The organism is Streptomyces sp. NPDC056224 (assembly GCF_042267665.1).
Lineage (GTDB): Bacteria > Actinomycetota > Actinomycetes > Streptomycetales > Streptomycetaceae > Streptomyces.
Genome location: NZ_JBHJTK010000024.1, coordinates 1 through 12537 on the forward strand (window position 1 = coordinate 1; position 12537 = coordinate 12537).

Here is a 12537-nt window from a genome sequence, read left to right on the forward strand (position 1 = left end):
GCCACCGAGGCGCGCGGAGCCCTGCTGAGCACCCAGGCCCAGCCGTTCGTCGCACGGCTCGGCGGGCACCGCGGGCCCGTGAACGCGGTGGCCTTCGGGCCGGGGAACGGCACGCTGGCGACGGCCAGTTCGGACGGGACGGTGACGCTGGTCCGGGTGGCCGATCGCCGCACGACGGCGGCCTTCACCATGGCCGGCCGGGTACGCGCCGTCGCCTTCAGCCCCGACGGCCGGACGCTCGCGGCCGCCTCCACGGACGGCCCCGCGCGGCTCTGGGACATCGCGGGCCGGCGCACGGCGGCGGTCCTCCCGGCGAGCACCGCAGGCGCCCGCGCGGTGGCCTTCGCCCCCGACGGGCGGACGCTGGCCGTCGGCTCCCCCGACGGGCCCGTCCAGCTGTGGGAGGCCGCCGGGGAGCACCGGGCCGTGGGCTCCCTCGACGGCCACACCGGCAGGGTCAACGCCCTGGCGTACGCGCCGGACGGCCGCACGCTGGTCTCGGCCGGCTCGGACCGGACCGTACGGCTGTGGGACCCGGTGGAGGCCCGCCCGCTGGCCGTCTTCGCCGGGCACACGGACGAGGTGCTGGGGGCCGCGTTCGCTCCGGACGGACGGTCCGTCGCCACCGGGGGCGTCGACAGGACCGTACGACTGTGGGACGTGGCCGGACGCCGGATCACCGCGACGCTGACCGGGCACAGCGACGACGTCAACGGCGTGGCCTACACGCCGGACGGGACGACGGTCGTCAGCGCGGGCGGCGACGGGACGACCCGGCTGTGGGACGTGCACGGCGGCCGGCTGACGGCGACGCTCGCCGGGCACACCGACTACGTGCTCGGGGTGGCGGTGGACTCGTCGGGCGCGGTGCTGGCCACCGCCGGGTTCGACCAGTCGGTGGTGCTGTGGGACCTGCGGGGCCCGGTATTGGCGTCGCGTCCGTTCACGGAGGTCTGGCACGCCGCCTACGGCCCGGACGGCAGACTGCTGGCCACCGCCGAAGCCGATCACACGGTGCGCGTGTGGGACGTGGCGGACCGGCGGGTGGTGGCCGCCTTCGCGGGGCACACCGAGACCGTGTTCTCGGTGGCCTTCGCCCCCGACGGGCGGACCCTGGCCTCGGCGGGCTCCGACGGCACGGTCCGGCTGTGGGACGTGGCGGCCCGCGCACCGGCGGCCACCCTCACCGGCCGGGGCGGGACCGTGTTCGCCGTGGCCTTCGCCCCCGACGGCCGGACCCTCGCCGCCGCCTGCGCGGACGGCACCGTGCGGCTGTGGGACGTCCCGGCACGCCGCCCGTTCGCGGTGCTCACCGGTCACACGGACTTCGTCAACGACGTGGTGTTCAGTCCCGACGGACGGACCCTGGCGAGCGCCGGCGACGATCTGACGGTACGGCTGTGGGACGTCCCGGAGCACGGTGCCGGTGAGGGTCGTCAGCCCACCGTGCTCACCGGTCACACGGGCGCGGTGCGGGGCGTGGCCTTCAGTCCGGACGGGCGGACCCTGGCCAGCAGCGGCAACGACGGAACGGTCCGCCTGTGGGACGCCCGCCGCAGGCGCTTCGAGGCGGCGCTCACCGGGCACACCGGCTCCGCGCGGGGCATCGCCTTCTCCCCCGACGGCAGGACCCTGGCCAGCAGCGGCAACGATCGCACGGTGCGGCTGTGGGACGTGGCCGGGCGCCGCCCCGTGGCCGCGCTGGCCGGCCATGCCAGTGCGGTGTGGGGGGTCTCCTTCTCGCCCGACGGACGGACGGTGGCCAGCAGCAGCACCGACGGCACCGTACGGCTCTGGAGCCTGGACGTCGGAGCCCGGCTCGCGGAGATCGACCGCTGCTGCCGCCACGGCTGAGGTGCCGGCGGCTCCGGCCGCCAGGTGTGACGAAAGTCTGACGTGCCGCCGCGACCCCTGGTTTCCGGGGACCGGCGGTGGTCGAATCGGCGGGTGAGCACAGAAGAGCGCGCGGACCCCGACGGCCGGGGCGCCCCGGTCGGGCGCCGGCTGGTCCTGGGGATGCTCGGCCTCGGCGCGGCCGGGCTGGTCACCGCCCCCTACCTCCAGCACGGCTCCGAGGCCGTCGCCGACAAGGACCCCACCGGCCTCAGCGGGCTGCTGCCGAACGGCGGCGGATTCCGCTACTACTCGGTTGCCTCGTCCGTTCCCGAGCGGGGCCCGGAGAACTACCGACTCACCGTCGGCGGGCTCGTCGACCGCCCGGCGGAGTACACCCTCGACGCGCTGCGGGCGCTCCCGCAGACCCGGGTGGTCCGGGACGTGCAGTGTGTGACCGGCTGGAGGGTCCCGGGTACGCCCTTCGAGGGGGTGCCGCTGTCGCGGCTGCTCGACGCCGCCGGGGTGCGGCCCGAGGCCCGCGCCGTCCGCTTCGACTGCTTCGACGGCACCTACACCGAGAGCCTCACCCTCCCGCAGGCCCGCCGCGACGACGTCCTGGTCGCCCTGCGGATGCAGGACCGGCCGCTGGGCCACAGCCACGGCGGACCGGTGCGGCTGTACGTCGCCCCGATGTACTTCTACAAGTCGGCCAAGTGGCTCTCCGGGATCACCCTCACCGAGAAGGCCGAGCCGGGCTACTGGGAGCTCCTGGGCTACGACGCCGACGCGTGGGTCGGCCGCTCGAACGGACGTGACGATGCGCCCACCGTCTGAACGGGCCGCGCGCGTGAGCCGTTTCAGCCGCGCCGAGCGCCTGGTCCACCGGTCCACGGCCGCGCTCGCGCTGGTGTGCGTGGCGGGCGCCGCCTGCCTCTACCTGCCGCCGCTCGCCGAACTGGTGGGCCGTCGGCACCTGGTCGTCACCGTGCACGAGTGGTCCGGGCTGCTGCTCCCGCTGCCCTTCCTGCTGGGCCTCGCCTCCCCCGCCTTCCGCGCCGACCTGCGCCGGCTGAACCGCTTCGGGCCGCACGACCGCCAGTGGCTGCGGGCCGCGCTGCGCCGCGGCCGCAGGGGGCCACGGCCCGCCGGGAAGTTCAACGCCGGGCAGAAGGTGTACGCGGGCTGGCTGGCCGGGGCGGTCCTGGTGATGCTCGGCACCGGGCTCCTGATGTGGTTCACCGGTCTCGCCCCGCTGGTCTGGCGGACCGCCGCCACCTTCGTCCACGACTGGCTGGCGCTGGCCCTCGGCATCGTGCTCGCCGGGCACATCGGCAAGGCCCTGGCCGATCCGGAGGCTCGGCGCGGCATGCGCACGGGCTCGGTCGGGCGTTCGTGGGCCGCGCGCGAGCACCCGCTGTGGCGGCCCGAGGAGTGAACCCCCGCCGTGACGACGGGAGCTCGGCTCCCCGCAGGGCCCGGGCCGAGGCGGCCGGCCGGCGGGATCAGCCGCCGTCGCGGACCGCGACGATGCCGTTGAAGACGCCCACGTACGCGGTGCCGTCGGGCCCGAGGGTGATCGGGGCCCAGTTGTTGTCGTACAGCGCGCCGGTGCCCGTCAGCTGCCGCCAGCGGCGCTCACCGGTACGGAAGTCCACCGCGGTGAGGTACCAGGCGTCGATGCCCCAGGAGTTGGGCTCCTTCTCGTAGAAGTAGAGCAGCCCGTTCCCGGTGGAAAGCTTCGGGACGACGGAGGGCGAGCGGATCGCGCTCTCCCACACCGTGTCGCAGCCGCTGCCGTCGGCGCGGACGTCGATGCGGGCCACGCCGCCGACGACGGACTTGCCCAGCAGCAGGGTGGCGGGGTTCTCGTAGCCGTAGTTGTTCTCGACGACGATGCTGTTGCCCCAGGTGATCAGGGAGTTGTCGGTGGTCGAGGCGCCGGGACCGAACACCGGTACCTTGCAGACCAGCCGCCGGTCCGCGGGCACGTCCACGCCCCGCTTGTAGACCAGGACGTTCATCCGGTCGTCGGCGTTGTCGGTGATCGCCACGTAGCCGTCGCCGAAGAGGTCCGGGGTGGTGCCCGAACCCTGGTTCACGGAGCCGGGCTTGGTCCCGGCGCCCCGGTCGTACGCCTGGCGCCACTGTGCCTCCGGGGTGCCGTCGGCGGCGGCGCGGAAGCTGTAGAGCGCGTGGTCGGTGACGATGGAGACGCCGTCCTCGGCGACCGAGAAGGAGTTCTGGATCTCCTCGCCGTCGAGCCGGACGGAGCGGATCTGCGAGGTCGCCGGGTCCACGGTGCCGACGCGGCCCTGGCGGGTGACCCACCAGATGCGGCCGTTCCAGTCGGGCATGACGGAGGTGACGGGGTCACAGGTGCCGCTGGGCCACAGGTTGGTCCAGGTGACGCAGTCGTGCGGGACCTGGCCGGTGAGGTCCCAGTCGTCGACGACGGTGAACTTCCAGCTGCCGTCCGGGTCCTGGGCATGGGCGAGGCGCAGGACGTGCTGGCGGGAGTCGGCCAGCACCGCCCGGTCCTGGTCGTCCAGGTAGAAGTAGGCGCCGCCCGAGGTGTCCTTGAAGATCTTCGCGAAGTCGAGGGAGGTGATCGCCTCGACCGTGGAGGAACGCTGCGGGAGCCGGTACTCCGCGAGCGTGGCGAGCGTACGGGGCTCCAGGAGCTTGACCACGAAGCCCGAGAAGGTGCCGCACACCGTGACCAGCCGGCCGCCCGCGTCGAAGGTGGCGGTGGCGCACTCCCCGCCGAGGGCGGCGATCTTCTCGCTGGTCACCCGGGGGTTCTTGCCGAGCGGCCCGGACCAGGGCGAGGTGGCGCTGCCGGCCGCGTCGGAGTGCATGCCGCTGCGGCCGTTGGGCGCGAGGAAGGGATGTTGCGGCGGCGCCTGGCCGGGCAGCGGGGCTGCTGCCGCCGGGCTGCCGTCGTAGTGGCTGACCAGGCGGTGGCCGGGGGCCTTGGGTATCTCGTCGGCCTGGGCGGGCGGGACTCCGTACATCACCGTGAACGCGGCGACCACCGGGAACACGGCGCAGTTCAGCGTTCTTCGGAACATCCGGAACCTCCTCCGTTTCTCTGCAGTTCTATTGACATCACGTCTGACATCGCGCCGCCGCCAGACGCTAGATCGCACTGCCCGAGGAGTCCATGGAGGAACCGGATGATTCACGAAGGCGCAACAGTCGATCAACGACTCATCAGGGATTGAGGCTGGAAACCGCGTTCGCAGTGGCCGTCAGACCTTCGTGGATGGTCGCGGCCATGCTGCTGCTCGCGAGGTAGAAGCCGAGCAGCACGCAGATGACGGCGTGCGAGAACTTGAGCCCGCCGCTGCGCACGAAGATCCAGGCGAGGATGAAGAGCAGGACGACCACGGAGAGGGAAATCACCATCGAAACCTCCTTACTCGGCGCCATGGTGGCGCAGGCGGGGGTGCCGATGGGCGAAACACGTGTCCGCCGTACGGGTGTTGACCGTGTGTGACGGACGGTCAGTGCTTGACGGGCTTCCTCCAGCGGGCCGCACGGGCGCCCCCGCAGCGCTCGCCGGTACGGGGGCCAGGCCCGGGAGCGTGATCAGAAGAAGACGAACCGGGCACGGCAGGGGTCTTGCCCGACCTCCGGCCGCCGTGCCATATATGTCTAGACCTTTACGGGGAAGCGGAGGAGGCACCTGTGCGACGCACCGTCCCGACCCGCGCCCCGCGCACCGCCCTCCTCCCGTGCACGGCCCTCGCCCTGTGCGCGGCCCTCGCCGGCCTGACGGCGTGCACCACACCCGACACCGAGGCCCCGCCCGCCCCCACCGGGCTCACCGCACAGCCCGGCAGCGCCACGACCGTGCACGTCATGTGGGAAGCGGCCGCCGAGCGCGACGGGGTGACCGGTTACCAGGTCTTCGAGTCCGGCCGCCTGGTCCGCGAACTCGCGGCCGAGAAGACCATGGTGGACATCACCGGCCTCACCCCGCAGACCGGCTACGCCTTCACGGTCCGCGCCAGGGACGCCGCCGGGAACGTCTCCGGGGCGGGTCCGGCCGTACCGGCGACCACCCCGGGGGCCACCGCCGAGGACCGCCTCGCACCCACCGCGCCGGCCGCCACCACGGCCCGGGCCACCGGGCCCCGGGCCGCCCGGGTGTCCTGGTCCGCCGCCACGGACGACACGGGCGTGACCGCGTACGACGTCTACCAGGGCGGTGTCCGGATCCACACCGCCGGCCCCGGAGAGACCGGCACCGCGCTGAGCGGCCTCCAGCCGGACACCGTCTACACGTTCACCGTGCGGGCCCGCGACGGAGCGGACAACTCCTCCCCGGACGGCCCGGCGGTGGACGTGACCACCCCGCCCGCCTCCGGTGACGGACCGGGCACCGCACCCGCCGCTTTCACGGCGACCGCCTCCCCCGGCGCGGTCGCCCTCACCTGGACGGCCCCGGACACCGGCCGCGAGACCAGCGAGTACGAGCTGTACGTCAACGGACGGCCCACCACCGTCATCCAGTTCGGCGCCGGCGCGGTACCCAGCGGACGGGCGGAGCACAGGATCACGGTGACCGAGCCGGCCGGTACCGTGTGGGCGGTGAAACTGCGCGCCCGGCTGCCCGACGGCAACTGGGGCGCGTTCTCGGCGGAGCGGACAGTCACCCTCAAAGCGTGAAATCAGGCAACGATCTGGCCTGAACAGCATTGCCGGGAAAGAAGATCACGCACAATACTTCCGTGTTCGGTGAGTACTCGGTCAACGACAATCAGGCAGATTCCGCAGGCGGCGGCACCAGGCCGGGCTCTGGCGCCGTGCCGGGAAACCTGCCGCCGGAATCGGCGAGCTTCGTCGGCCGGGAACGCGAACTCGACCTCCTCGACGGCCTGTTGCGCGAGCGCAGGCTGGTCACGCTCACCGGCGTGGGGGGTGTCGGCAAGTCCCGGCTGGCCCTGCGGGCCACCGCCGCGGCCGGCCGGTCACCGCGGGACGGCGTGTGGTGGGTGGCACTGTCCCCGCTGCGCGACCCCGCCCTGCTCAACACGACCGTCGCCCACGTCGTCGGCCTCGCCGACCACTCCGCACGCTCCCTCGATGAGGAGTTGTGCGCGTGGATGGCCGACAAGGAACTCCTCCTCGTCCTGGACACCTGCGAGCACCTGGTGGCCGCCTGCCGCCACCTGGTGGGTGAACTCCTGCAGTCCGCCCCCGGGCTGACGGTCCTGGTCACCTCCCGGGAGCCGCTCGGCTCTCCCGGCGAGGAGGTCGTCGAGATCCGCCCGCTGCCCTGCGACGGGCCCGACAGCGACGCCCTCGCCCTCTTCCGCGCCCGCGCCCTCGCCGCGACCCCGCAGGCCTCGGCCGCCTTCGAGGACCCCGGCCGGACCGCGGTCGCGGCGGAACTCTGCCGCCGCCTCGACGGGATCCCGCTCGCCCTGGAGCTGGCCGGCGCCCGGATGCGGCTGTGGACCCTGGAGCAGATGGCCGCACGGATCGGCGAGCGCTTCGACATGCTCGCCGACACCCGGGCCGTCCTGCTGCCCCGGCACCAGACGATGCGGACCACGATCGGCTGGAGCCACGAGCTGTGCGAACCGCTGGAACGGCTGCTGTGGGCCCGGCTTTCGGTCTTCACCGGCGACTTCGACGTCGCAGCCGCCCGGGCCGTGTGCGCGGGCGGCCCGCTGCCCGCCTCGCGGGTGGAGCGGGTACTGGCGGGCCTGGTCGCCAAATCGGTGGTCCTGCGCACCGAGGATCGGGGCTCCGGAGCCCGCTACCGGATGCTCGACACGATCCGCGAGTACGGGCACGACTGGCTGAACGAGCTCGGCGAGAGGCAGCTCGTCGCCGGGCGGCACGCCCACTGGTACGGGGCCCTCGCCCAGGCCGCCGACCGGGGCTGGCTGGGCCCCGGACAGGTGGACTGGTACCGCAGGATGACCGCCGAGCACGCGCAGCTGCGTACGTCCCTGGAGCATCTGCTGGGCACCGACCCCGCGGCGGCACTGGAGATGGCCGGGGCGCTGTGGTTCTACTGGTTCGCGTGCGGGCACGTGCACGAGGGCCGCGGCTTCCTGGAACGGGCGCTGCGCGCCGCCCCGGCCGCGGGAGCCGCCCACAACCAGGCGTTATGGGCCCTCGGGCTGACCGCGCTGCTCCAGGGCGACATGGACACGGCGCGCCGGACCGGCGAGGAGTGCGCCCGGGGTGCGGCCCCGCTCGACGACCCCGAACGGGAGCTGCGCGCCGCCTACTTGCAGGCGGTGTCGGTGCTGATGCCGGGCGACCCCGTACGGGCCCTCGCGCTGGCCGGTCCACGGGCCCGGGCGGCTCACGGCGGGCGGAGCAGCGCCCCGGGCTGGCTCCTGTGCAGGCTGGCCACCGGCTACGCCCTGTGCGACCTCGGACGCTTCGAGGAGGCCACGGAGGAGGCGCGGGCCCTGCGGGAGACCTGCGCGGAGCTGGGCGAGCGCTGGCTGCGGGCGTACGCCGACTACATCCTGGCGGTGGCCGCGCTGGGCCTGGGCGACCACGGGGAGGCGGCACGGCACGTGCGGGCCATGCTGTCGGGCAAGCGGCTGCTCGGCGACCGCTTCGGCATCGCGCTGGGCCTGGACCTGCTGGCCGCGGCGGTGGCGGGACTGGGCGACGGGGAGCTGGCGGCGCGGCTGCTGGGCACGGGGCACGCCTGGTGGCGCACGGTCGGCCGGCCGCAGATGGGCTCGCCCTCGCTGACGGCCCTGCGGGACCAGGGCGAGCGGCAGGCCAGGGCGGCGATCGGCGACGCCGCGTACGAGGCGGCGTTCCGGGGCGGCGCGGCGGCGTCCACCGGCTGACCGGCAACCGGTGGACGGCTTCCTGGATCCGGGGCTCCCGTCAGTACGGGAGGGGTCTGCCCGACGGTGTGCGCAGGTCCAGGTCTCGGGGGGCGGGCTTGGGGACGGGCTTGCGGATCAGCTGCTGGCGCATGCTGCCTCCTCGCTCAGACCAGGACCGGGCGGCGGGGTTCCACCGCACGGCCGTCGGGGAGCAGTTCACCGGTGTCGTCGAAGACGACGGCGCCGTTGCACAGCAGGCTCCAGCCCTGTTCGGGGTGGAAGGCCACGGTACGGGCGGCATCGTGGTCTGCGCTGTCTACGGCAGGACAGGGGGGCTGGTGGGAGCACATCGGCGCACCTCCTCGCAGTGTGGGGCGGGAGAGCCGGTGGTCACCCGGTCGAATCCGCGATCCACGGTGGCGGTGAGTATTGCTGATCGCCACCCCCGGACGGAACCCATATTCGCGGTCCAGTTCAGGGTGTGTATGCCCGATTACCATGCGCTCATGCCCGGTATCCGGTTTGTTCACCGTACCCATCTCCCGGCGGCTGAGGCCTGGCTGAGGCTGACGGACTGGAAGCGCCACGGCGCGCAGGTCCCCTTCACCCGGACGATCATGGGGACGGAGCCCCCGACGCGCGTCGGAACGCTCTTCACGGCGCGCACGGGTGTGGGCAGGATCACATTCGACGATCCGATGGAGGTCGTGCTCTGGAGGCCGCCCGAGGGCGCCTCGGACGGGCTGGTGAAGCTCGTCAAACACGGGCGCGCGGTCCGGGGCTGGGCGCAGATCGCGATCCGTCCGCTTCCGGGCGGCGGCGCGGAGATCGTCTGGGCCGAGGAGCTGCGCCTGCGCGGGCTCCCCCGCCTTCTCGACCCGGTGGTCGCGGCGGCCGGCCGGTTCATCTTCTCCCGAGCCCTGCGGGGCATTCTGCGCCCGTAGGGGGCGGGGTTAGGGTTCGACCCGTCACCACGCCGGTGATCACCGCGAGAACGAGGGGGATCTCCGTGGCCACCCCGCCACCGCCGCAGCAGGGCCCGCACTCCTGGCAGCAGCAGCCGCCGGCGTGGCACGCCGGCCCGTACGTCCCGCACCGGCCCCCGGGCCCGTACGCCCGCCTCACGCCGGAGGAGGGGGCCTACGGCTGCCGGGTCTGCGGGGCGCTGCCCGTCGCGGAGACGACGGTCCACGGCCATCAGGGCATGATCGTGCTGATGCGCTTCCTCAGCCGCAAGGGGCCGTTCTGCCGCGACTGCGGGCTCGCCGTCGTCCGCGACATGTCCGCGAAGACCCTGTGGCAGGGCTGGTGGGGACCGCTCTCCGTGTTCATCACGCCGGTCACCCTGCTGACCAACCTCGGCCCGTGGGGAAGGCTGCGCAGGCTCGGTCCGCCGGTGGGCGGCGCCATGCCCCCGCTCGACCCGGGCAGGCCGCTGTGGCGGCGTCCGGTGGCGCTGGCCGGCCTCGTCCCGCTGCTCGCCGTGATCCTCGCGTTCCCGGCCCTGATCCTGATCGGCCTGCTGGCGGGCGACGACGCCGGCCCGAGGAAGCTGTCCGTGGGCACGTGCGTGCAGGACTCGGACCGCTTCCGCACCGAGACCCTGGTCGTCGAGGGCTGCGATTCCGCGCTGGCCAGGTACCGGGTCACCAAGCGGCTGGACACCCCCGGCTCGACCTGCGCGGCGGGCGAGCTGATCAGTGTCTCCGAGCGCAGCCCGCAGGCCGCGCCCCTCTGCCTCGCACCGTGGCGCTGAGGCCCGCCCCCGGGCCCCGGCGCCACCGGCCGGCTCGACGGGCCTAGCGGATCGGCATGTCGGAGATCGTGCGGGCGATCACCAGCCGCTGGATCTCGCTGGTCCCCTCGAAGATCGTGTAGATGGCGCTGTCGCGGTGCATGCGCTCCACCGGGTACTCGCGGGTGTAGCCGTTGCCGCCGAGGATCTGGAGCGCCTGAGCGGTCACCTTCTTCGCGACCTCGCTCGCGTAGAGCTTGGACATCGAGCCCTCCGCCGAGGTGAACGGCCGTCCCGCGGCCGCCATCCACGACGCCCGCCACACCAGCAGCCGGGCCGCGTCGATCTGCGTCCGCATGTCGGCGAGCTGGAAGGCCACGCCCTGGTTGTCGATGATCGGGCGGCCGAACTGCGTGCGCGTCTTGGCGTAGTCGAGGGCGACCTCGTACGCGGCCCGCGCGGTGCCGACCGCCATGGCGCCGACCGCCGGACGGGACGCCTCGAAGGTGGCCATGGCCGCGTTCTTCACGCGCTCCCCGTCCCCGCTGCGCGCCCGCTCGTGGGCCCTGGCGAGCCGCTCGTCCAGCTTGTCCTTGCCGCCGAGCAGGCAGGAGCCGGGGACCCGTACGTCCTCCAGCACCACCTCGGCGGTGTGCGAGGCGCGGATGCCGTGCTTCTTGAACTTCTGGCCCTGGGACAGGCCCGGGGTGCCCGGCGGCACGATGAAGGAGGCGTGTCCCTTGGTGCCGAGCTCCGGGTCGACGACGGCGACGACGATGTGGACGTTGGCGATGCCGCCGTTGGTCGCCCAGGTCTTGGTGCCGTTGAGCACCCACTCGTCCTTGGCCTGGTCGTAGACGGCCCGGGTGCGCATGGCGCCGACGTCGGAGCCCGCGTCCGGCTCGGAGGAGCAGAACGCGGCGACCTTCACGTCGTTCTGGTCGCCGTACATCTGCGGGATCCAGGTGCCGATCTGCTCCTCGGTGCCGTTGGCGAGCACGCCGATGGCCGCGAGCCCGGTGCCGACGATCGACAGGGCGATGCCCGCGTCGCCCCAGAAGAGCTCCTCCATCGCCATCGGCACGCCGAGGCCGGTCGGGTCGAAGAACTGCTGGGCGTAGAAGTCCAGTGAGTAGATGCCGACCTTCGCGGCCTCCTGGATGACGGGCCAGGGAGTCTCTTCGCGCTCGTCCCATTCCGCGGCCGCGGGCCGGATCACGTCGGCGGCGAAGCCGTGGATCCAGTCCCGCACCTGCTTCTGGTCGTCGTTGAGCTCCATGGTGAACTCCGCCATGTCCCCTCCACCTGTCTGTACTGGTCCATGCGTGGGTTACTAGCGGTAACCAACACGGGGCCACAGTCTGTTACCGGTCAGTAAGCAGTGTCAAGCGCGGGCCGTGCCGGGCCCGGGGTCCCCGCCTCTTCGATCGCCCGGGTGTGCGGGGTGTTACGTTGCGTGGGCGTCACGCACATCGCAAGGGCGGGGAGAGAAAACACATCATGGAGACCACGCAGCAGGCAGGCGAGCCTGGAGGGGCCGAGCGACGGCGCCGGGAGCTGCTCGAGGCAGCCGACCGGGTCGTGCTCAGGGACGGCCCCAAGGCCTCCATGAACGCGATCGCAGCGGAGGCCGGCATCACGAAGCCGATCCTCTACCGGCACTTCGGCGACAAGGCCGGCCTCTACCAGGCGCTCGCCGTCCGGCACACCGACGCCCTGCTCGACTCGCTGCGGGCCGCGCTCGACGCCCCGGCCGAGCGGCGCCGCCGGGTGGAGGCCACCCTCGACACCTACCTCGCCGCCATCGAGGCGCGTCCGCAGGTCTACCGCTTCCTGATGCACCCGGCCGAGGACTCCCAGAGCGCCGAACGCGGCTTCGACGTCGGCCTGCACTCGGCCCCGCTGCTGCGCCGCCTCGGCGAGGAGCTGGCCAAGGTGATCGGCGAGCGGGTGGACCTGGGGCCGGGCGGCGAACGCCTGGCCCGCGTCTGGGGCCACGGCATCGTCGGCATGATGCACGCGGCCGGGGACTGGTGGCTCGGCGAACGCCCCTGCGAGCGCGCGGACCTGGTCACCGGCCTCACCGACCTGCTCTGGGGCCGCCTGGGCACGGCGGGAAACCGCGCGGACGGCCCGGGCTTCTGACCCGCG

General features: G+C 73.4%; 12 protein-coding genes. 8 read left to right on the forward strand and 4 right to left on the reverse strand.

From position 1 onward, the window contains the following. From ACFCZ1_RS24710 to ACFCZ1_RS24720, 3 genes are all read left to right on the forward strand, one after another. A partial coding sequence (locus tag ACFCZ1_RS24710; protein WP_376680435.1) for a WD40 repeat domain-containing protein occupies nucleotides 1–1854 on the forward strand: 1854 nt, incomplete at its 5' end. A 162-nt stretch (nucleotides 1855–2016) separates the two neighbouring features. Then, nucleotides 2017–2670, forward strand: a complete 654-nt coding sequence (locus ACFCZ1_RS24715; RefSeq protein ID WP_376680531.1) for a molybdopterin-dependent oxidoreductase — start codon at nucleotides 2017–2019, stop codon at nucleotides 2668–2670. Beyond that, entirely contained in the window at nucleotides 2654–3271 is a 618-nt protein-coding gene (locus ACFCZ1_RS24720) for a cytochrome b/b6 domain-containing protein (RefSeq protein WP_376680436.1), read from the forward strand. The genes ACFCZ1_RS24715 and ACFCZ1_RS24720 overlap by 17 nt, the downstream gene beginning before the upstream one ends. 67 nt (nucleotides 3272–3338) lie before the next feature. On the opposite strand, the gene ACFCZ1_RS24725 is transcribed toward ACFCZ1_RS24720, so the two are convergent. Next, on the reverse strand, nucleotides 3339–4907 hold the full coding sequence (locus ACFCZ1_RS24725) for a hypothetical protein (RefSeq protein WP_376680437.1): 1569 nt from the start codon (nucleotides 4905–4907) through the stop codon (nucleotides 3339–3341). A 142-nt stretch (nucleotides 4908–5049) separates the two neighbouring features. After that, entirely contained in the window at nucleotides 5050–5244 is a 195-nt protein-coding gene (locus ACFCZ1_RS24730) for a hypothetical protein (RefSeq protein WP_376680438.1), read from the reverse strand. A 282-nt stretch (nucleotides 5245–5526) separates the two neighbouring features. On the opposite strand from ACFCZ1_RS24730, the gene ACFCZ1_RS24735 reads away from it, so the two are divergent. Next, entirely contained in the window at nucleotides 5527–6510 is a 984-nt protein-coding gene (locus ACFCZ1_RS24735; protein ID WP_376680439.1) for a fibronectin type III domain-containing protein, read from the forward strand. Nucleotides 6511–6572: 62 nt separating this feature from the next. Continuing rightward, on the forward strand, nucleotides 6573–8669 hold the full coding sequence (locus ACFCZ1_RS24740) for an NB-ARC domain-containing protein (RefSeq protein WP_376680440.1): 2097 nt from the start codon (nucleotides 6573–6575) through the stop codon (nucleotides 8667–8669). Between the two features lie 146 nt (nucleotides 8670–8815). Here ACFCZ1_RS24740 and ACFCZ1_RS24745 read toward each other — a convergent pair whose 3' ends face one another. Continuing rightward, complete coding sequence (locus tag ACFCZ1_RS24745) at nucleotides 8816–9001, reverse strand: DUF5999 family protein (RefSeq protein ID WP_328924488.1); 186 nt, start codon at nucleotides 8999–9001, stop codon at nucleotides 8816–8818. 156 nt (nucleotides 9002–9157) lie between these two features. Here ACFCZ1_RS24745 and ACFCZ1_RS24750 point away from each other — a divergent pair, with 156 nt between their 5' ends. Together ACFCZ1_RS24750 and ACFCZ1_RS24755 are read left to right on the forward strand one after the other, a co-directional pair. After that, on the forward strand, nucleotides 9158–9595 hold the full coding sequence (locus ACFCZ1_RS24750) for an SRPBCC family protein (RefSeq protein ID WP_376680441.1): 438 nt from the start codon (nucleotides 9158–9160) through the stop codon (nucleotides 9593–9595). Nucleotides 9596–9660: 65 nt separating this feature from the next. After that, entirely contained in the window at nucleotides 9661–10407 is a 747-nt protein-coding gene (locus tag ACFCZ1_RS24755; RefSeq protein WP_376680442.1) for a hypothetical protein, read from the forward strand. A 43-nt stretch (nucleotides 10408–10450) separates the two neighbouring features. Here ACFCZ1_RS24755 and ACFCZ1_RS24760 read toward each other — a convergent pair whose 3' ends face one another. After that, nucleotides 10451–11680 carry an acyl-CoA dehydrogenase family protein gene (locus ACFCZ1_RS24760; RefSeq protein WP_376680443.1) on the reverse strand — a complete coding sequence of 410 codons (1230 nt, stop codon included), beginning with the start codon at nucleotides 11678–11680 and terminating at the stop codon, nucleotides 10451–10453. Between the two features lie 206 nt (nucleotides 11681–11886). Between ACFCZ1_RS24760 and ACFCZ1_RS24765 the strand changes: the two genes are divergently transcribed. Next, a complete protein-coding gene (locus ACFCZ1_RS24765) occupies nucleotides 11887–12531 on the forward strand; it encodes a TetR family transcriptional regulator (protein WP_376680444.1) in 645 nt (214 codons plus the stop codon). Nucleotides 12532–12537 lie beyond the last annotated feature (6 nt).

What these genes read in the sequence shown, in the direction of transcription:
- ACFCZ1_RS24725 (WP_376680437.1), bottom strand. Translation starts at nt 4,907, where the DNA reads ATGTTCCGAAGAACGCTGAACTGCGCCGTGTTCCCGGTGGTCGCCGCG.
- ACFCZ1_RS24745 (WP_328924488.1), bottom strand. Translation starts at nt 9,001, where the DNA reads ATGTGCTCCCACCAGCCCCCCTGTCCTGCCGTAGACAGCGCAGACCAC.
- ACFCZ1_RS24765 (WP_376680444.1), top strand. Translation starts at nt 11,887, where the DNA reads ATGGAGACCACGCAGCAGGCAGGCGAGCCTGGAGGGGCCGAGCGACGG.
- ACFCZ1_RS24715 (WP_376680531.1), top strand. Translation starts at nt 2,017, where the DNA reads ATGCTCGGCCTCGGCGCGGCCGGGCTGGTCACCGCCCCCTACCTCCAG.
- ACFCZ1_RS24750 (WP_376680441.1), top strand. Translation starts at nt 9,158, where the DNA reads ATGCCCGGTATCCGGTTTGTTCACCGTACCCATCTCCCGGCGGCTGAG.
- ACFCZ1_RS24760 (WP_376680443.1), bottom strand. Translation starts at nt 11,680, where the DNA reads ATGGCGGAGTTCACCATGGAGCTCAACGACGACCAGAAGCAGGTGCGG.
- ACFCZ1_RS24720 (WP_376680436.1), top strand. Translation starts at nt 2,654, where the DNA reads ATGCGCCCACCGTCTGAACGGGCCGCGCGCGTGAGCCGTTTCAGCCGC.
- ACFCZ1_RS24730 (WP_376680438.1), bottom strand. Translation starts at nt 5,244, where the DNA reads ATGGTGATTTCCCTCTCCGTGGTCGTCCTGCTCTTCATCCTCGCCTGG.